Origin of the sequence: Paenibacillus sp. RUD330, from assembly GCF_002243345.2 — a bacterium.
Lineage (GTDB): Bacteria > Bacillota > Bacilli > Paenibacillales > Paenibacillaceae > Paenibacillus_O.
In genome coordinates, this window is record NZ_CP022655.2 from 2,296,019 (window position 1) to 2,313,888 (window position 17,870).

Below are 17,870 nucleotides of genomic sequence, written 5' to 3' on the forward strand. Positions count from 1 at the left end.
GCATGAAGGCTGACAATAATCAGGAACCGGCCATGAGCTTCGAGGAAGCGATGGAGAAGCTGGAATCGATCGTCGATCGTCTAGAAGGCGGGGACGTTCCGCTGGAAACGGCGATCGACCTGTTCCAGGAAGGGATGAAGCTGTCCCAGTTATGCGGCGGCAAGCTTGAGCAAGTGGAGAAGCGGATTGAAACGCTGCTGGAGTCGGGTTCCGATTTCCAGACCCAGCCTTTCTCGGCTGCCCAGAACGATCGGGAGGATGTCCTGTGATCGATACGACGACGTTCAAGGAGTATTTGTCCGCATCGGCCTTGCTGGTCGAAGAAGCGCTTGCGGCGAGCCTGCCTCCTTCATGGGATGTGCCGGGCGCGCTTCGCGAATCCATGGCTTATTCCCTGTCTGCCGGAGGCAAGCGCATTCGTCCCGTGCTCGTTCTGGCGGCCGCGGAGGCCGCCCGCGGAGATGCGCGCGACCAGGAGGCTGCGCTGTCCGTAGCATGCGCGGTAGAGCTCATCCATACGTACTCGCTGATCCATGACGATCTTCCGGCCATGGACAACGACGACTTCCGGCGCGGCAAGCCGACCAACCACCGGATCTACGGCGAAGCCATGGCGATCCTGGCCGGCGACGCGCTGCTCACGCATGCCTTCTATTTGACGGCGGCGGCAAGGAGCAAGGGAGCGGATCCCGGCGTTCTGCTCGACATCACCGCCGATCTGGCGAGGTTCTCCGGCGCGGCGGGAATGGTTGGCGGGCAGGCTGCCGATATGAACGGCGAGCAAGGGGTAACGACGCTCAAGGAGCTTGAATATATCCATGAGCACAAAACCAGCGATCTGATCGTATTCTCCATTCTCGCCGGAGCGCGCCTGGGTGGCGCCGGCGAAGAGGCATTGAAGCATCTGGCCCTGTTCGGGCGCAACATCGGGCTCGCGTTCCAGATCCAGGACGATATTCTCGACCTGATCGGCGACGAGCAAAAAATGGGTAAGAAAACAAACAGCGACACGGCCGCGGGCAAAGTCACGTATCCTTTCCTGATCGGCATGGATGAAAGCCGCCGCTTGATGGAGCAGCTGACGAGCGACGCCAAGGAAGCTCTTGGCCGCGCCGGGCTGGCAAAGCCGGCAAGGCTGCTCGAAATGGCGGACTACCTGCTGAAGCGGGACCGCTGACCCCGCTGGGTTCGTGTCGTCTTGTATGATATAATGGTGAATAATGTGTATTGACGGAGCGGCGATCGATACCCGCTCAGGAAAGCGAGGAACCTTATCGTGCTGCTCGACAACCTCAACGGACCTCAAGATCTCAAGAAGCTGGCCTTGCCGGAACTGGATCAGCTCGCGGCCGAAATCCGCGAATTCCTTATCCGCAAGCTGTCGGCGACCGGCGGGCATCTGGCTCCCAACCTTGGCGTCGTCGAATTGACTCTTGCGCTCCACTATCTGTTCAACAGTCCCGAAGACAAGTTCCTGTTCGACGTCGGACACCAGTCCTACGTCCACAAGATCTTGACCGGCCGCATGGACCGCTTCGACAGCCTGCGCCAGCAGGGCGGGCTGTGCGGCTTCATCAAGCGCAGCGAAAGCGAGCATGACGTATGGGAGGCAGGCCACAGCAGCACCTCCCTCTCGGCCGCGATGGGCATGGCGCTGGCGCGGGATCTGCAAGGCGGCAGCAACAAGGTCGTCGCGGTCATCGGCGACGGCGCCCTTACCGGCGGCATGGCGCTCGAAGCGATGAACCATATCGGCCACGAAAAGAAGAACCTGATCGTCATCCTGAATGACAACGAGATGTCGATCGCCCCGAATGTCGGAGCGATGCATCAGTATCTCGGCCGGATCCGCACGGACCGGCATTACCAGAAGGCGAAGGAAGAGCTCCAATCCCTTCTCCAGAAAGTTCCCGCGATCGGCGGCAAGCTGGCGAAGACGGCGGAGCGGTTCAAGGACAGCGTCAAATATTTGCTGATGAGCGGCATCCTGTTCGAGCAGTTCGGATTCCATTATCTCGGTCCGGTCGACGGCCACGACATGGGCCAGCTGCTGGATGTGCTGCAGCAGGCGGGCAACGTGCAGGGTCCTGTTCTCGTGCATGTCGTCACGGTCAAGGGCAAAGGATATACCCCGGCCGAGAACGACTCGTTCAAATGGCACGGGGCGTCTCCGTACAAGATCGAATCCGGCCAGATGCTCAAGTCGGTCGGTCCGCCGATGTATACCGAGGTGTTCGGCGACGCGCTCATCGAGCTGGCCGAGCGCGACGAGCGCATCGTGGCGGTCACTCCGGCGATGCCTGCAGGATCCGGGCTGATGAAGTTCGCGGCCCGCTTCCCCGGCCGGATGATCGACGTCGGCATTGCGGAGCAGCATGCGGCGACGATGTCGGCGGCGATGGCTATGGAAGGGATGAAGCCGGTATACGCCGTCTACTCCACCTTCCTGCAGCGCGCCTATGATCAGGTCGTCCATGATATTTGCAGGCAGAACGCAAACGTCATTTTCGCTATCGACCGGGCTGGCTTCGTCGGTCCGGACGGCGAGACGCATCACGGCGTGTATGACATCGCCTACCTGCGCCATATTCCGAACATGGTGCTGATGATGCCCAAGGATGAGAACGAGCTTCGCAACATGATGAAAACGGCCGTTGATTACAACGAAGGTCCGATCGCGATCCGTTATCCGCGGGTGAACGGAACGGGAGTCGAGATGGATCCCGTCATGACGCCGATTCCGATCGGCACCTGGGAGACGGTCCGCTCAGGCGAATCGGCCGCGGTCATCGCGGTCGGACCGATGGTCCAGGCAGCGGAAAAGGCCGCCGAGCTTCTGAAGCGGGAAGGCCTTTCCCTGCGGGTGATCAATGCCCGCTTCATCAAGCCGCTGGATCACGCCATGCTTGATTCCTTGGCGGAAGAGGGCATTCCGCTTCTCGTCATGGAGGAAGGCTCGCTCCAGGGCGGGCTTGGAAGCGCCGTTCTGGAGCATTATGCCTTGAGCGGGCGCAATGGCGTCCAGGTCCGGCTGATCGGCATACCGGATGAATTCATTGAGCATGCTTCCATTGAGGAGCAGCGCGCGGAAGTAGGGTTGACGCCGGAGCGTCTGGCGGCCGAGGTCTTGGGACTGCAGCCGAAGCGCAAGCGGGCGACGAACCAGCTTTGACGGCAAAGGCCTGCGGCGTTCTCACGCTGCAGGCCTTTTTTTCGGTCAGGGAAACGAATGCGAATCCATAATCATAATCATAATCATAACAAGCAGAGGAGAAAGCAATGGCGTCTTCCAAAGAACGAATCGATGTGCTGCTCGTGGAGCTGGGATTTTTCCCGAGCAGGGAAAAGGCGAAGGCGGCGCTGATGGCCGGCCTTGTGCTGGTGGACAACGAACCGGTGGACAAAAGCGGGATGAAGGTGGACCGCGAATCCGACATTAAAGTCAAGGGAAGCGTCCATCCTTACGTCAGCCGCGGAGGTCTGAAGCTGGAGAAAGCGATCCGTGATTTCGGGCTTGATCTCACCGGCCGCACGATGCTGGATATCGGGGCTTCGACCGGGGGATTCACCGACTGCGCGCTGCAGCATGGAGCCGGGCATGTCTACGCGATCGATGTCGGGTACAATCAGCTCGATTGGTCGCTCCGCCAGGATGCGAGAGTGACCGTGATGGAAAGGGTCAATTTCCGCTTCATGACTCCGGAGGACATCCAGGGAGCCCGGCCGGATTTCGCTTCCATCGATGTATCCTTCATTTCGCTGAAGCTCATCCTGCCTCCGCTGTCGCAGCTGCTGGATGAGGGAGCGGATGTCGTGGCGCTGATCAAGCCTCAGTTCGAGGCCGGCCGCGAGAAGGTCGGCAAAGCCGGCATCGTCCGGGAGCCGGCCGTGCACAGGGAAGTGCTGCATTCGGTGCTTGAAGCTGCGGACGCATGCGGCTTCGCTCTCGTCGACCTCACTTACTCGCCGATAACCGGCGGCGAGGGCAATATTGAGTTTCTGGCGCGCTGGAAGCGGTCAGGGGAGGAGAAGGACGGCGCTGCGGGTGCGGCCGGATGGTCGAGCGAGCAGATCGGCCAAGTCGTCCGGGAAGCCGGGGAGAGATTCGGCTCGGGCAAATAATTTCTTCCAGTCCCACTTTACAGACAAACGCATGTTCTGGTATTCTGGAAACAACAAACAAACGTTCGGGGATGTTTCTCTCTCTCCAATGAAGGAAATGCGGCAGAAAAATCGAATTCATCCCTCACCGCCGCTTGCGGGAGGAGGGAAGATCGTGGATCTGTTCGTCATGGTTGCGGCAGCCCTGTTAATATTCTATTGGGGGTACCGCGCCTTCTACAATTGGCTCCATCAGCCGCGGGGGATGAAGCGGCTTGTGCTGGGAAGAGGAGAACTGCTTGAACCTGACGATGCCCATGTGCTCTTTCTGGAATCACGAGGATATGAGGTATTGTCCGGCAAGCACAAGGTTCCGATCGCCGTGGAATTGGACGGTCAGGAACTGTACAGCCGCCTCTACATCGACTATGTGGCGGAATGCGATGGACTTATGTATGCGGTGAAGATCAGCCGCGAGCGCCAGCCCATGGATTGGACGGGCAGCGGACTGCGCGATCGGCTGCTGGTTTTCAGCCTGCTGATGCCGGAGCTGGAAGGCATTCTGGTCGTGGATCCGGCGGAGCGGTCGATAAGAACGGTCAAGTTCGATTTAGAGGATACCAAGAGGCCAAGAACAAGGGAGGCATAAGGGATGAAAGGTCTTCGTCATGTCAAGATCAGGGAGATCATCGGCAGGAGCGTCATCGAAACCCAGGACGAGCTGGTGGAAGCCCTGCGTGCGGCCGGGCTGCAGGTGACCCAAGCAACCGTGTCGAGGGATATCAAGGAGCTGCAGCTCATCAAGGTGCCTGCCGAAGACGGCAGATACAAATATTCATTGCCGCAGGAGCAGCGTTTCGTTCCCGTCAACAAGCTCAAGCGTTCCATGCTGGACAATTTCCTCGGCGTGGATCAGGCGGACAACCTCGTCGTCATGAAGTGCTTGCCCGGGACAGCGAACGGAATCGCTTCCTTGCTGGACGGCATGGAATGGCCGGAGATCATGGGAACGATTTCCGGCGACGATACGATTCTGATCATCTGCCGCAAGAAAGAAGGCGGCAGCAAGATCGTCGACCTGCTGCTCGGCATGATGAACTAATACCTACTTTTACGGAACGAGGAGTGTGTCTTTATGCTTCGCGAATTGTCCATCCGCAATTTAGCCGTCATTGAAGAAGTCACGGTCGGTTTCCATGATGGTTTCCATGTATTGACCGGCGAGACGGGGGCCGGCAAGTCCATTTTGATCGATGCGCTCATTCTTTTGATCGGCGGCAGAGGTTCCTCGGACATGGTCCGATACGGATGCGACAAGGCGGAGATGGAGGCGACATTCGATCTTCCGGCCGGCCATCCGGTATGGAGGGCGCTCGAGCGGCTTGGGCTTCATGGCAGCCCCGAGGACCTGCTCATCATCCGCAGAGAGCTCTCCGCTCAAGGGAAGAGCTCTTGCCGGATCAACGGCAGCATAGCCAATCTGACGATGCTGCGCGAGGTCGGAGAGTGCCTGGTCAACGTTCATGGGCAGCATGAGCATCAATCGCTTTTGAAGAGCGAGCATCATCTCGAATGGCTCGACCTGTTCGCAGGCGAGAAGGTGGCCGGCTTGAAGCGCGAGTATCAGGCCGCCTTCTCCCGCTACGGCGAAGTCCGGCAGGCGCTCAAGAACGCCCAGGATACAAGCCGCCACAACATGCAGATGCTCGACCTCTACAAGTTCCAGCTCCAGGAGATCCGATCAGCCGGGCTCAGGAAGGATGAATGGGATCAGCTGCAGGAAGAGAAGGAGAAGCTTTCGCACTCGGAAAAGCTGATGTCCCATGCTTCGGCCGCATACGGGCTGCTGTTCGATGGCGGGTCGCTTGAGGCGATCAGCTCGGCGATCGCCAAGCTTGAAGACATCAAGGCTTACGATTCGGCTGTGCTGGAGCCTTTGCTTGAACAGCTGAAGGGAGCGTTTTACCAAGCCGAAGATGCTGCGCATCAGCTTCGAGGCTATCGCGATTCCGTCCAGAGCGATCCGGAGCGGCTTGATGTCATCGAGGACAGGCTGACAGTCATCGGCGGCCTGCGCCGCAAGTACGGAGACACCGTTGCCGATATTCTGGCTTATTACAAGAAAATCAAACATGAAGCGGATCTGATCGAAAACAGGGATGAGCATATCCGGCAGCTGGAGGCGTCCCTGCATAGCGCGCATGCGGAAGCGTCGGCGCTCGGGGAAAGCCTTTCGCATGAACGCATGGCCGCCGCTGAGCTGCTGTCGGCATCGGTCGAGCTTCAATTAAAGGACCTCGGCATGAGCCGAACCGTTTTCCGCGCCTCCCTGCAAAGACAGCCGCAGGGCGACGGTTACCGACTCGGCCTCAACGGCATCGACGAAGCCGATTTCCTGCTGGCCCCCAACCCGGGAGAGCCGCTCAAGCCGCTCAGCAAAATCGCTTCCGGAGGCGAGATGTCCAGAATCATGCTGGCGCTCAAAAGCATTTTCGCGGAGATCGATCAGGTACCGGTACTTATCTTTGACGAGGTGGATACCGGCGTCAGCGGCAGGGCAGCGCAGGCAATAGCGGAAAAGATGTCGCAATTATCCGGCAAATGCCAGGTGTTCTCGATCACCCATCTGCCGCAAGTCGCCTGCATGGCGGATTATCATTATGAGATCAGCAAGGATGTCGTGCGCGACAGGACGGTCACATCGGTGAAGGAGCTGAGCGACCGCGAGCGGATCGAAGAGCTTGCCCGCATGCTCGGAGGCGTGGAGGTGACGGACAAAACCCGCCATCATGCACAAGAAATGCTGGTGCTGGCAGATCGTCAAAAAGGGGCCTGATCAAGGTATTCAGGGAATGTTTTATCGGACATAAATCAGGGGGGGCGGGGTACCTTATAGGTACGCAATTGGCGATTACCTTTCTCGTCAAGCGATGGAACTACAGGGAGCGTGAGATCATTGAGCGCCAACCAGCGGAAGCGGTGGTTCGGGTTAGTTCTTGTATTCTTCGTTTGCATGATCGGCATCTCCAGTCCGTTCCTGAATTATGCCTCATTCCCGAATGAGCTGCGTTTATTCTCCGGGCAGATGAAACGACTGGATTACAACATGCCCGTTCGTGCGGACATGACCGTGGACTCCAACCTCATTCATGTGAACGGAAAATCCGAAGGAAGGCAATCGCTTGATTTGAACCAGCCCATATCCATTGCCGCTTCCAAAGAAACCGGCAAAGCCACGATGTCCTTGAAACTGTTCGGCGCTATTCCCTTCAAGACGGTTCATGTCGATGTCGTTCCCGATCTGAAGGTCATTCCAGGAGGACAGACGATCGGAGTCAAGGTAAAATCCTCAGGCATTCTTGTTGTCGGCCATCATCTCGTTAAGGAAAGTCCGCAATCCAAAGTTTCTCCCGGAGAGCTTGCAGGCATTCGTTTGGGCGATTTGATCATGGAAATCAACGGGCAGCGCGTACGTGAAGTAAAGCAGGTCGCGGAATTTACCGAGACAGCAGGAGTTAGCAAGGAACCGCTGCGACTGAAAGTCAAAAGGGCTGGGAAAATGATGGACATCCAGCTAAAGCCGGCTTACGATGCCGATGACCGTTCCTGGCGAATCGGCCTTTATATCCGCGATTCGGCTGCGGGCGTAGGCACGCTGACGTTCTACGCGCCGGATCAAGGCGTGTACGGCGCTCTGGGACATGTCATTACCGATCTGGATACCGGCACAGCCATTGAAGTCGGGGACGGCCAGATTCTCCAGTCCAATGTGACTTCCATCAACAAAAGCTTGAGCGGCGAACCGGGCGAGAAAAGAGCCCATTTCGTGAATGAAAGCCAGATCCTCGGCAACATCGAGCGCAATACGCCTTTCGGCATCTTCGGCAAGATGAAGGAAATGCCGGGCCATAGCTATCAATCCGAAGCGGTTCCGGTCGCTTTCTCGGAAGAGGTTGCAGAAGGGCCGGCCGAAATTCTGACCGTGCTGAGCGGACAGAAGGTCGAGCGGTTCAAGGTCGAGATTTCGCATGTGAGCCGTCAGAAAAGTCCGGCGACTAAGGGCATGGTCATCAAGGTTACAGACAAAAGGCTTCTGGATTTGACGGGCGGCATCGTTCAAGGCATGTCGGGAAGTCCCATCATGCAGAACGGCAAGCTGATTGGAGCGGTGACGCATGTATTCGTAAATGATCCTTCTTCCGGATATGGCTGTTTTATCGAGTGGATGCTTCAAGACGCAGGTGTTCTTCTCCAAACCTCGAACAGAGACCTTAAGGCAGCTTGATGCCTTGAGGTCTCTGTTTTTGTCGAATGATAAGGAACGGGGTCGCTAAATGTAGTAAAATAATTATTATACATTTATCGTTAGGAAAAATAAAGAAAAATAATATTCGACAGAAGGATTTCAATTGAAACTGTCGAAACGTTATAAGAGCAAAATGAGCAGCCGACCATCTCAGTTCAATTTGGAGGAGGACCAATCTTGGCTAAAATCGAAGTTTTGTTAGCGGATGACAATAGGGAATTTACGAACCTGCTTTCGGAGTACATATCGGAGCAGGATGATATGGAAGTGTCCGGCATCGCATACAACGGCGAAGAAGTATTGCGTTTGCTCAGTGAAATGGAACGCATTCCGGACGTGCTTATTCTCGACATCATCATGCCTCATCTTGATGGTCTCGGCGTTTTGGAACGTCTGCGCGAGGCCGGAATCCAACCGATGCCTAAAATAATCATGCTGACCGCTTTCGGCCAAGAAAACATCACGCAAAAGGCAGTACAGCTGGGAGCATCCTATTATATCCTCAAGCCGTTCGACATGGAGATGCTGGCCAACCGCGTTCGTCAGCTTGTGGGCAATTCGGCGGTCATGGCATCATCCGGCTCCTCGTTCTCCGCATCCTCGGTCATCAAGTCGAACGTGGTGCCGATTGCAAAAGGGAAAAATCTGGACGCCAATATCACCAGCATCATTCATGAAATCGGCGTTCCTGCACATATTAAAGGATATCAGTATCTGCGCGAGGCCATCACGATGGTGTACAACAACATCGAGATTCTCGGCGCCATCACCAAAACGCTGTATCCTGCCATCGCGGAGAAGTTCAAAACGACTCCTTCCCGTGTCGAGCGCGCTATTCGCCATGCCATTGAAGTCGCTTGGACGCGCGGCAACATCGACAGCATCAGCCATTTGTTCGGCTACACGATCAACATCAGCAAGTCGAAGTCGACAAACTCCGAGTTCATCGCGATGGTGGCGGACAAGCTCCGGATCGAGCATAAGGTCAGCTAAGAAGACCTTCCCGGATGGGCTCGACTGTCGCTGCTCCTTGCCGCTATGCAGCATGCGCATGGACAGCCGCGCCTAAGGGTATTGATCCTCAGAGCGGGCGCAAGAAAGGCTCGGATGGCTATGCCTCGAGCATCAAGGCTCAACATGGCCATCTTGACGCAAAAGCTCATCCTGCCCTTGACCACATCTGAGCCATCATACCTTGATAAAACTAAGAAGACCGTTGGGCATTAAGCCGCAACGGTCTTCTTTTCCCCCTCGGGATGAAACGCAGCCGCATGGTTCAGCGCGCAGCTTTTCCGGTGGAAGTTATTTCTTTTTGGAACGGTGCTTGGAGGATTTCTTGGCCCGGGAGATGCTGGAACGATTGCAGCCGCAATTCTCGTGATGTTCATGGTGCTCGTTGTTGGCAGAGCCTACATGCTCATCGCGGCAATTGTAGCGGTAGACGTCGCAACGGACGGGCACGCAGTGATGACGGGTGACGATATCGATGTTGTGGACGACTCTGACGAGCTGCGGATGATAGACATCGCGGTATACCGTTTGAGTAGGGTCGACAACTGTCTCTTCAGGGCAATATGGACGGTTCGGATGACAGGACATGCTTGCAACTCCTTTCCTTACTGGATACTTGTATAGTACGAGTCAGGAAAGGCGATTGCTTGTGCCATCGCCTTGCGGGTCAAACGTTGGGTCTAGGCCGCTTCTTCTTGAATCTCGGAGCGACGTAATTATGCTTGCGGTCGCGGAAGAAAATCCAGCCGCCAATGAAACCGATTCCGAGAGCAAACATGATAAACCCGCCAATGAACGGCAGCCATTTGAAATGCGGAATGATGGAATCATTGCCGAGATCGGCAAAATATTCGAACGTGGAGCTCTTCATCTGCAGAAAGCCGTAACAGGCTATGATTCCGGGAATGACAAGAATAAGAATAGCAATAAACCTGGATATGACCATTCTCATGGTGTTCTCTCCTTAATCAGGCCCAAACTCGGCATTATTCCTGACAAAGTTGCCTAAAATAAGCCTTTTTTAATGATACCGTTAAACGGCATGCTTGTCCATGCAGTGTTATTCGTGTTTTAAAAAAGGTACAATGGAGTCATTGCACTTTGATTGAAGGGGAAGCGATACGATGACGATTCAAGTAGATATTGCCGTGCTTGGCGGAGGACCCGGCGGATACACGGCTGCAATTCGAGCGGCGCAGGAAGGGAAATCCGTCGCGATTGTGGAGAGGGACCGAGTCGGCGGGACATGCTTGCATCGAGGCTGCATTCCAAGCAAAGCCCTGCTGCGAAGCGCGGAGGTGTACCAGTCGCTCCTGCATGCGGATACATATGGAGTCAAAGTGGACAAGAGCGGCGTAAGCTTGGATTTCGGAGCCGTTCAAAGCCGCAAGGAAGGAGCCGTCGATCAGTTGTACCGCGGGCTCCAGCAGCTGATGAAGAAACACGGCATCCAGATCGTACATGGCAGCGGGCGCATTGTCGGTCCGTCCATCTTCTCGCCCAAGAGCGGCACGTTGGCCGTCGAATTGGGTGACGGGGATACGGAATCCGTCGTGTCCAAGCAGCTGATCATCGCGACAGGCTCGCGTCCGAGGATATTGCCGGGCCTGGAGCCGGACGGCGGGAATGTCTTGAACAGCGACGATGCGCTCCGTATGGAGTCGCTTCCGGCTTCGATGATCATTGTCGGAGGAGGCGTCATCGGAGTGGAATGGGCTTCCATGCTGACTGATTTCGGCGTCGACGTGACGCTTGTCGAGACAGCCTCACGCATTTTGCCGGGAGAAGATGCCGACGTATCGGCAGCTTTGGCCAAAGCATTGAAGTCTCGTGGCGCCGTCATCCATACCGACGCCGTCGTCCTGCCTGAGACGCTGAATCGCCTGGCGGCGGGTGTTGCCGTCGATGCGCGAGTCGGCTCCGCGACCGTCAAGCTCGAAGCTGAGAAGCTTCTGGTGTCGGTCGGCCGAGTAGCCAACGTCGAGGGCATCGGCCTGGAGAATACCGATATCCAGGTCAGCGGCGGCTGGGTCAAGGTGAACGGCAGCCTGCAAACCTCGGAGCCTCATATTTACGCCATCGGCGACGTTACCGGAGGGGTGCAGCTGGCTCATGCCGCCGCTCACGAAGGAATCGCGGCCGTGGAGCATATTCTCGGCGAAAAGACGGCTCCGCCGGCTGCGCATCGAATTCCGCGCTGCGTATACAGCCATCCGGAGACAGCATCGATCGGATATACGGAGGAGCAGGCCCGGGCGCTGGGGCATGAGCCCAAGACGGCGCGCCTTCCATTCGCGGCAGTCGCCAAAGCGATCGTGCAGGGAGATACGCAGGGCTTTGTCAAGGTCATCGCGGATTCGACGACAGGAGATTTGCTCGGCGTCCATATCATCGGCGCCCATGCGACGGAGATGATCGCCGAAGCGGCGCTCGCTCAGCTCGTGGATGCCGTGCCATGGGAAGTCGGAGCGAGCATCCATCCTCATCCTTCCCTGTCGGAAGCATTAGGTGAAGCCATGCTGGCCGTGGACGGCAAATCCTTCGCATTCTGACCTTCCAGCCGCTTTTGGGCGGCTGGAGTTTTCTTTTGCCCGAGACCGAGTTATAATGAATATGATCAAGTATTAGTACCTGGTATTAAAACTAGGAGCAGAAGGAGGTTCATCCTATGAACCAACCACCTGTAGGCAGCTTGGCCCGTCACCGCGAGCTCGGATTGTCGGATGAAGATGCTGTTCAAATGTATGCGAAAATGCGCACGGCCCGGATGTTCGACGAGAGAGTCCTCTTGCTGCAGCGTGCCGGCAAAATCAATTTCCACGTATCCGGTATCGGCCAGGAAGCCGCCCAAGTGGCCGCAGCCTGGGCCCTTGACCGGGACCAGGATTATTTCCTCCCTTATTACCGCGATTACGGATTCGTCCTCTCGGTCGGCATGACGCTGCGCGAGCTGATGCTGTCCGTCTTCGCCAAGGCCGAGGATCCGACGAGCGGCGGCCGGCAGATGCCGGGCCACTTCGGCCACAAGCGGCTGCGGATCGTCACCGGATCTTCTCCCGTGACGACCCAGGTTCCCCATGCGGTCGGCATCGCTCTGGCCGCCAAGATGAAGGGCGAGCAGAGAGTCAGCTTCGTGACGTTCGGGGAAGGATCGAGCAACCAGGGCGATTTCCATGAAGGCTGCAACTTTGCGGGCGTCCATAAGCTGCCGGTCATCCTCATGTGCGAGAACAACCAGTATGCCATCTCGGTGCCGGTCCACAAGCAGCTGGGCGGCAAGGTGGCGGACCGCGCCATCGGCTACGGCTTCACCGGCCTGCGCGTAGACGGCAACGATCCGCTTGCGGTCTACGGCGTCGTCAAGGAGGCGCATCGCCGCGCGCTTGCCGGCGAAGGGCCGACGCTTGTCGAGGCGATGATGTACCGGGTGTCCCCCCATTCGACCTCGGACAATGATCTTGCGTACCGGACCAAGGAAGAAGTCGATGAGAACCGCGCCAAAGACGGCGTGCTCAGCTTCCGCCAGTATCTGATCGATGCCGGCGCCTGGAGCGTGGAGAAGGACGAGGAGCTGACGGCGGCCATCCGGCGGGAACTGGACGAGGCGACGAAATATGCCGACGAAGCGCCTTTCCCGGAAGCGGAGAGCACGCTGCTCCATGTCTACGCCGACGGAAGCGAAGGAGGAAAGTAACCGATGCCAGTACTCGACTATATAGAGGCGATCCGGCTTGCCATGAAAGAAGAAATGGAGCGCGATCCGGATGTGTTCGTGCTCGGTGAGGATGTCGGCGTCAAGGGCGGCGTGTTCACGACGACCAAAGGCCTTCAGCAGCAGTTCGGCGAGACCCGCGTCATGGACACTCCGCTGTCGGAATCGGCGATCGCCGGAGTCGCGATCGGCGCGGCCATGTACGGCATGAAGCCGATTGCGGAAATGCAGTATTCCGACTTCATGTTCCCGGCGACGAACCAGATCATCAGCGAGGCGGCCAAAATCCGTTACCGCTCGAACAACGACTGGTCCTGCCCGCTCGTCATCCGCGCGCCGATCGGCGGCGGCATCTTCGGAGGCCTCTATCATTCGCAATGCCCGGAATCGGTCTTCTTCGGAACGCCGGGGCTCAAAATCGTCGCCCCGTATACGCCTGCTGACGCCAAGGGCCTGCTGACGGCCGCTATCCGCGACCCCGATCCGGTCTTGTTCTTCGAGAACAAGAAATGTTATACGCTCGTGAACGGCTCCGTGCCTGAAGGCGACTATACGGTGCCGATCGGCAAGTCCAACGTGCTGCGGGAAGGCGACGACATTACGGTCATCAGCTACAGCCTGCCTCTTCATTTCGCCCTGCAGGCGGCCGAGGAGCTCGCCGCGGAAGGGATCGGCGCCCATATTCTGGATCTGCGCACCCTTCAGCCGCTCGACAAGGAAGGCATTCTCGAAGCGGCCCGCCGCACGGGAAAAGTGCTGATCATCCACGAGGACAACAAAACCGGCGGCATCGGCGCGGAGGTGTCCGCGATCATCGCCGAAGAGATGCTCTACGAGCTGGACGCCCCGATCCGCAGACTGTGCGGTCCGGACGTGCCGGCGATGCCGATCAATCCTCCCGGAGAAAAGTTCTTCATGCTGAACAAGGACAAAGTGCTCGCGGCCATGAGAGAGCTTGCTCTTTACTGATCCCGATGCTTTGCGATTACGAGCCATGAGGCCCCTGTTCCAAGCAGGGGCCAGGCAAGGAGCGATATGATGAAAGTGACCGTACAAGAAATCGTGATGCCCAAGCTGGCCGAGTCGGTCGTAAGCGCCACGATCGAACGCTGGCTCAAGCAGCCGGGCGAGCAGATCGGCATGTACGAGCCGGTATGCGAAATCATTACGGACAAAGTCGGGGCGGAGATTCCGTCCACGATCGCAGGCAAGCTGGTCAAAATCCTGGTCGGAACCGGAGAGACCGTCGAAGTCGGTACTCCGATCTGCCTGATCGAGACCGAGGCCGAAGCCGGATCGCCGGCCGCCGATGCGGCTCCGGCAGCAGAGGCGAGATCAGCCGCGCCGGCAGCTCCGGCGCAGCACGCGCGTCCTGAAGGAGCGATGCGCGGCCGGTACTCGCCGGCTGTCCTTCAGCTGTCCGCCGAGCATGGGATCGACCCTGCCGACGTTCAAGGGACGGGGACTGGCGGCCGGGTGACCCGCAAGGACATTCTGGCCCATGTCGAGGCATCGTCCAACAAGCCGGCGTCCGGCACGGCGGCATCGCCATCCGTGCTTGAGCCGGGCGACCGGATCGTCGAGTCGCGCGGACCCGTACGCTCTTCCGGGCTGCATCTCAGCGAAAGCCCGCGCATCCCTTCGGTGGAAGCGGAAGGCCAGGCGATTCCCGGACGAGGCGAGTACTTCATCGATGTGACCCCGATCCGCAATACGATCGCGACCCGGATGCGCCAAAGCGTCACGGAGATTCCGCACGGCTGGATGATGATCGAGGTGGATGTGACGAATCTGGTCGTGCTGCGGAGCAAGATCAAGGACGAGTTCCGCAAGCGCGAAGGAACGAATCTGACCTATCTGGCGTTCTTCATCAAGGCGGTCGTCAATGCGATCAAGGACTTCCCGATCATCAACTCGGTATGGGCGGTCGATAAGATCATCGTCAAGCGCGACATCAACATCTCGATGTCGGTCGGCACGGAGGATTCCGTCATCACGCCGGTGATCAAGAACGCCGACCAGAAAAACATCGCCGGCCTCGCCCACGAGATCGACACCCTCGCGCGCAAAACCCGCGAAGGCAAGCTGCGTGTCGACGACGTCCAGGGAGGCACCTTCACGATCAACAACACCGGCTCGTTCGGGGCGATCCTGACCCAGCCGATCATCAACTATCCGCAAGCCGCCATCATCACGTTTGAATCCATCGTCAAGCGGCCCGTCGTCATCAACGACATGCTCGCCGTACGTTCCATGGCGAACATCTGCCTGTCGCTGGACCACCGGATTCTGGACGGCGTCATCTGCGGACGCTTCCTGCAGCGGGTCAAGGAGAACCTGGAAAGCTTCAGCTCCGAGACGCATCTGTACTAGAACGAACGAATTCCACGACGGGGAGGATCCCATGGACAACAGGCAGCCATCCGGCAGGCCGCTCCTGGCTCGGTATATCGACTTCATAGAATATGGAGAAGCATGGGAGCTGCAAAAGGAATACGTAGCGGAAATCGACCGGGGGGAGAGAGCGGAGACGCTCCTCCTTCTTCAGCATCCGCCGACCTATACGCTTGGAACGGACCGCCATCCGGAGCATTTGCTGCTGAGCCCGGAAGAGCTCGGCAAGCAAGGCATCGGCGTGTTCGAAATCGATCGCGGCGGCGATATCACGTACCATGGACCGGGACAGCTTGTCGGCTACCCGCTCATGTATCTCGATGCCAAAGGGCTTGATCTGCACGGCTTCCTGAGGGAATTGGAGCAGGTCATCATCGACTGGCTTGCCGATTACGGCATCGAAGGCGGACGCAAGTCCGAGTATACGGGAGTATGGGTCGGCGATGAGAAGATCGCCGCCATCGGCATCAAATTCAACAAAGCAAGGAAACGCAGAGGGTTCGTGACCAGTCATGGATTCGCCTTGAACATCAAGGCCGGCATTGCGGAGCAGGGGTTCAGCGGAATCATTCCTTGCGGCATTCAGGAGTACGGGGTGACCTCGTTCGAGGATCTGACCGGCATCGAGATGAGCCTCGAGAGGGCGGCCAGGGAAATCCTGCCCCACTTCATGGGCAGGTTCGGCTTCGATCCGGCGTCTGCGGCCGGGGAATGAGGAGATGAAGGGAGCCGGCCGGCTAGGCCGGCCGCTTCGTCAAAGCAGCCAGCCGATGCTGGACAGGACGGTCGTGACGAGCAGAGTAATCAACACGACGTAGACGATGACTTTCATGATGCGGTTGGGATTGTTCATCAGCTCTTCTCCTTCCGGGGCGGCTGCCCTCCGCATAGGGGGACAACCCGTACCGCTATTGTAACGGATTCGGAAGCAGATCGAAAGGAAGCGATCGGAAAATGGTACATAAAGACAGGGTTGTGAAAGAGTTCATGGAGCTTGTCCGGATCGACAGCGAATCCCGCAATGAAGGCGCGATCAGCCAAGAACTGAAAAACAGATTTTCCGCGCTTGGACTTGAAATCGAAGAAGACGATGCGGCCGCCGCCACCGGTTATGGCGCGAACAATCTGTTCGCCACGCTCAAGGCTTCGCCGGGCGTCGAGGCGCCTGTCATCTTCTTCACCTCCCATATGGATACGGTGAAGCCGGGCATCGGCATCAAGCCCCGTCTCGACGACGACGGCTATCTGCGCAGCGACGGCACGACCATTCTCGGAAGCGACGACAAGGCGGGATTGGCCGCGATGCTGGAGGCGATCCGGCTGCTCCAGGAGAACGGAATTCCGCATGGAGAAGTCCAGTTCGTCATTACGATCGGAGAGGAGACGGGCCTCGCCGGAGCCAGGGCGCTGGACCGCAGCAAGCTGCGCGCCGAATACGGCTATGCGCTCGATTCCAACGGACCGGTCGGTGGCATCGCGGTGGCGGCCCCGGCCCAGACGAAAATCTTCATCCATGTCAACGGCCGCTCGGCGCATGCCGGCGTCAATCCGGAAGACGGCATCAGCGCCATTCAAGTCGCCTCCAAGGCGATCTCGCGCATGCCTTTGGGACGGATCGACCATGAGACGACGGCGAATATCGGCCGGTTCGAAGGCGGCAACGCCACGAATGTCGTCTGCGACTACGTCCGCCTGGAGGCCGAAGCCCGCAGCATCGACGGCGCCAAGCTGCAGGCGCAGATCGCCGCCATGAGGCAGGCGGTCGAAGCCACTGCTGCCGATTACGGGACGACAGCGTCGCTCGAGGACAACCTGATCTATCCGTCCTATCTGCATGCCGATGACTCCGCCGTCGTTCAAGCGGCTTCGGCGGCGATCCGATCCATCGGCCTCTCTCCGTCGACCTTCCGCTCCGGCGGGGGCAGCGACGCCAACATCTTCAACGGACTTGGCGTGCCGACGGCCAATCTCGCGGTCGGCTACGAGCATATCCATACGACCAAGGAGCAGATCAAAGCCGACGATATCGCGAAGCTGGCGGAGCTCGTCACGGCCATCATCCGCTTGAGCGGCCAAGCGTAGCAGAGCATTCCGCCCATGCCGGGATCTCGTCAGCAGGCCGCCAAGCGGGTACGGACAGCCTTGAATCAGGCTTTGCCGTCAGGAACGCTTGGAGAGGAACATTTCCAGGCTCTTTTTTTCCGGGGAGCCGGCATCGCGGCTCAGCTTGCGGAGGGTATGGCGGATTTCCCACGCTTTTCCGACCAGCTTGAGCTCCTTGGCTCCAACGTACATTTTCATGGATACGCACATCCTTATCACGAAGGTTATGCCTGAGCATATGAA

General features: G+C 58.0%; 19 protein-coding genes. 15 read left to right on the forward strand and 4 right to left on the reverse strand.

The window, feature by feature from the left end; all coding sequences use genetic code 11:
* Positions 1-2: 2 nt before the first annotated feature.
* The 9 genes from xseB (at position 3) to spo0A (ending at position 9,400) form a co-directional block, all read left to right on the forward strand.
* Complete coding sequence (gene xseB, locus CIC07_RS10355) at positions 3-269, forward strand: exodeoxyribonuclease VII small subunit (protein WP_083688026.1); 267 nt, start codon at positions 3-5, stop codon at positions 267-269.
* The gene (locus CIC07_RS10360) at positions 266-1,177 is read left to right on the forward strand and encodes a polyprenyl synthetase family protein (RefSeq protein ID WP_076356542.1); all 912 of its coding nucleotides are present in this window, start codon (positions 266-268) and stop codon (positions 1,175-1,177) included. Before xseB ends, CIC07_RS10360 begins: the two co-directional genes overlap by 4 nt.
* A 99-nt stretch (positions 1,178-1,276) precedes the next feature.
* The gene (gene dxs, locus CIC07_RS10365; protein WP_076356540.1) at positions 1,277-3,172 is read left to right on the forward strand and encodes a 1-deoxy-D-xylulose-5-phosphate synthase; all 1,896 of its coding nucleotides are present in this window, start codon (positions 1,277-1,279) and stop codon (positions 3,170-3,172) included.
* A 107-nt stretch (positions 3,173-3,279) separates the two neighbouring features.
* A complete protein-coding gene (locus CIC07_RS10370) occupies positions 3,280-4,122 on the forward strand; it encodes a TlyA family RNA methyltransferase (RefSeq protein WP_076356538.1) in 843 nt (280 codons plus the stop codon).
* Between the two features lie 154 nt (positions 4,123-4,276).
* The gene (locus tag CIC07_RS10375) at positions 4,277-4,750 is read left to right on the forward strand and encodes a hypothetical protein (protein ID WP_234992925.1); all 474 of its coding nucleotides are present in this window, start codon (positions 4,277-4,279) and stop codon (positions 4,748-4,750) included.
* A gap of 3 nt (positions 4,751-4,753) precedes the next feature.
* Complete coding sequence (gene ahrC, locus CIC07_RS10380; protein ID WP_076356536.1) at positions 4,754-5,203, forward strand: transcriptional regulator AhrC/ArgR; 450 nt, start codon at positions 4,754-4,756, stop codon at positions 5,201-5,203.
* A 33-nt stretch (positions 5,204-5,236) separates the two neighbouring features.
* Entirely contained in the window at positions 5,237-6,937 is a 1,701-nt protein-coding gene (gene recN / locus CIC07_RS10385) for a DNA repair protein RecN (protein WP_076356534.1), read from the forward strand.
* 120 nt (positions 6,938-7,057) lie between these two features.
* Positions 7,058-8,386, forward strand: coding sequence for a SpoIVB peptidase (gene spoIVB, locus CIC07_RS10390; protein ID WP_076356532.1), 1,329 nt, complete (start codon positions 7,058-7,060; stop codon positions 8,384-8,386).
* A gap of 198 nt (positions 8,387-8,584) precedes the next feature.
* The gene (spo0A, locus tag CIC07_RS10395; RefSeq protein ID WP_094248012.1) at positions 8,585-9,400 is read left to right on the forward strand and encodes a sporulation transcription factor Spo0A; all 816 of its coding nucleotides are present in this window, start codon (positions 8,585-8,587) and stop codon (positions 9,398-9,400) included.
* Positions 9,401-9,709: 309 nt separating this feature from the next.
* Here the strand turns inward: spo0A and CIC07_RS25185 are convergent, their stop codons facing one another.
* Together CIC07_RS25185 and CIC07_RS10405 are read right to left on the reverse strand one after the other, a co-directional pair.
* Positions 9,710-10,006, reverse strand: coding sequence for a hypothetical protein (locus CIC07_RS25185; RefSeq protein WP_175619171.1), 297 nt, complete (start codon positions 10,004-10,006; stop codon positions 9,710-9,712).
* Positions 10,007-10,085: 79 nt separating this feature from the next.
* Positions 10,086-10,370, reverse strand: coding sequence for a DUF2627 domain-containing protein (locus CIC07_RS10405; protein WP_076356528.1), 285 nt, complete (start codon positions 10,368-10,370; stop codon positions 10,086-10,088).
* A gap of 172 nt (positions 10,371-10,542) precedes the next feature.
* Here CIC07_RS10405 and lpdA point away from each other — a divergent pair, with 172 nt between their 5' ends.
* The 5 genes from lpdA (at position 10,543) to lipB (ending at position 16,239) form a co-directional block, all read left to right on the forward strand.
* Positions 10,543-11,970, forward strand: a complete 1,428-nt coding sequence (gene lpdA / locus CIC07_RS10410; protein WP_076356526.1) for a dihydrolipoyl dehydrogenase — start codon at positions 10,543-10,545, stop codon at positions 11,968-11,970.
* Positions 11,971-12,086: 116 nt separating this feature from the next.
* On the forward strand, positions 12,087-13,112 hold the full coding sequence (locus tag CIC07_RS10415) for a thiamine pyrophosphate-dependent dehydrogenase E1 component subunit alpha (RefSeq protein ID WP_076356524.1): 1,026 nt from the start codon (positions 12,087-12,089) through the stop codon (positions 13,110-13,112).
* 3 nt (positions 13,113-13,115) lie between these two features.
* Positions 13,116-14,099 carry an alpha-ketoacid dehydrogenase subunit beta gene (locus CIC07_RS10420; RefSeq protein ID WP_076356522.1) on the forward strand — a complete coding sequence of 328 codons (984 nt, stop codon included), beginning with the start codon at positions 13,116-13,118 and terminating at the stop codon, positions 14,097-14,099.
* A 66-nt stretch (positions 14,100-14,165) separates the two neighbouring features.
* Entirely contained in the window at positions 14,166-15,503 is a 1,338-nt protein-coding gene (locus CIC07_RS10425) for a dihydrolipoamide acetyltransferase family protein (protein WP_076356520.1), read from the forward strand.
* Positions 15,504-15,534: 31 nt separating this feature from the next.
* Positions 15,535-16,239: a lipoyl(octanoyl) transferase LipB gene (gene lipB, locus CIC07_RS10430; RefSeq protein ID WP_076356518.1), complete on the forward strand. Its 705-nt coding sequence runs from the start codon at positions 15,535-15,537 to the stop codon at positions 16,237-16,239.
* Positions 16,240-16,278: 39 nt separating this feature from the next.
* Here the strand turns inward: lipB and prli42 are convergent, their stop codons facing one another.
* On the reverse strand, positions 16,279-16,377 hold the full coding sequence (prli42, locus tag CIC07_RS10435; protein ID WP_157053892.1) for a stressosome-associated protein Prli42: 99 nt from the start codon (positions 16,375-16,377) through the stop codon (positions 16,279-16,281).
* Positions 16,378-16,478: 101 nt separating this feature from the next.
* On the opposite strand from prli42, the gene CIC07_RS10440 reads away from it, so the two are divergent.
* Complete coding sequence (locus CIC07_RS10440) at positions 16,479-17,606, forward strand: M20/M25/M40 family metallo-hydrolase (RefSeq protein WP_076356516.1); 1,128 nt, start codon at positions 16,479-16,481, stop codon at positions 17,604-17,606.
* A 78-nt stretch (positions 17,607-17,684) separates the two neighbouring features.
* Here the strand turns inward: CIC07_RS10440 and mciZ are convergent, their stop codons facing one another.
* Positions 17,685-17,825 carry a Z-ring formation inhibitor MciZ gene (gene mciZ / locus CIC07_RS10445; RefSeq protein WP_157741893.1) on the reverse strand — a complete coding sequence of 47 codons (141 nt, stop codon included), beginning with the start codon at positions 17,823-17,825 and terminating at the stop codon, positions 17,685-17,687.
* Between the last annotated feature and the right edge of the window lie 45 nt (positions 17,826-17,870).

Coding starts and splice junctions, on each gene's coding strand:
- xseB (WP_083688026.1), top strand. CDS start 3: ATGAAGGCTGACAATAATCAGGAACCGGCCATGAGCTTCGAGGAAGCG.
- CIC07_RS10370 (WP_076356538.1), top strand. CDS start 3,280: ATGGCGTCTTCCAAAGAACGAATCGATGTGCTGCTCGTGGAGCTGGGA.
- ahrC (WP_076356536.1), top strand. CDS start 4,754: ATGAAAGGTCTTCGTCATGTCAAGATCAGGGAGATCATCGGCAGGAGC.
- recN (WP_076356534.1), top strand. CDS start 5,237: ATGCTTCGCGAATTGTCCATCCGCAATTTAGCCGTCATTGAAGAAGTC.
- CIC07_RS25185 (WP_175619171.1), bottom strand. CDS start 10,006: ATGTCCTGTCATCCGAACCGTCCATATTGCCCTGAAGAGACAGTTGTC.
- CIC07_RS10405 (WP_076356528.1), bottom strand. CDS start 10,370: ATGAGAATGGTCATATCCAGGTTTATTGCTATTCTTATTCTTGTCATT.
- lpdA (WP_076356526.1), top strand. CDS start 10,543: ATGACGATTCAAGTAGATATTGCCGTGCTTGGCGGAGGACCCGGCGGA.
- CIC07_RS10415 (WP_076356524.1), top strand. CDS start 12,087: ATGAACCAACCACCTGTAGGCAGCTTGGCCCGTCACCGCGAGCTCGGA.
- CIC07_RS10420 (WP_076356522.1), top strand. CDS start 13,116: ATGCCAGTACTCGACTATATAGAGGCGATCCGGCTTGCCATGAAAGAA.
- CIC07_RS10425 (WP_076356520.1), top strand. CDS start 14,166: ATGATGAAAGTGACCGTACAAGAAATCGTGATGCCCAAGCTGGCCGAG.
- lipB (WP_076356518.1), top strand. CDS start 15,535: ATGGACAACAGGCAGCCATCCGGCAGGCCGCTCCTGGCTCGGTATATC.
- prli42 (WP_157053892.1), bottom strand. CDS start 16,377: ATGAACAATCCCAACCGCATCATGAAAGTCATCGTCTACGTCGTGTTG.
- CIC07_RS10440 (WP_076356516.1), top strand. CDS start 16,479: ATGGTACATAAAGACAGGGTTGTGAAAGAGTTCATGGAGCTTGTCCGG.
- mciZ (WP_157741893.1), bottom strand. CDS start 17,825: ATGAAAATGTACGTTGGAGCCAAGGAGCTCAAGCTGGTCGGAAAAGCG.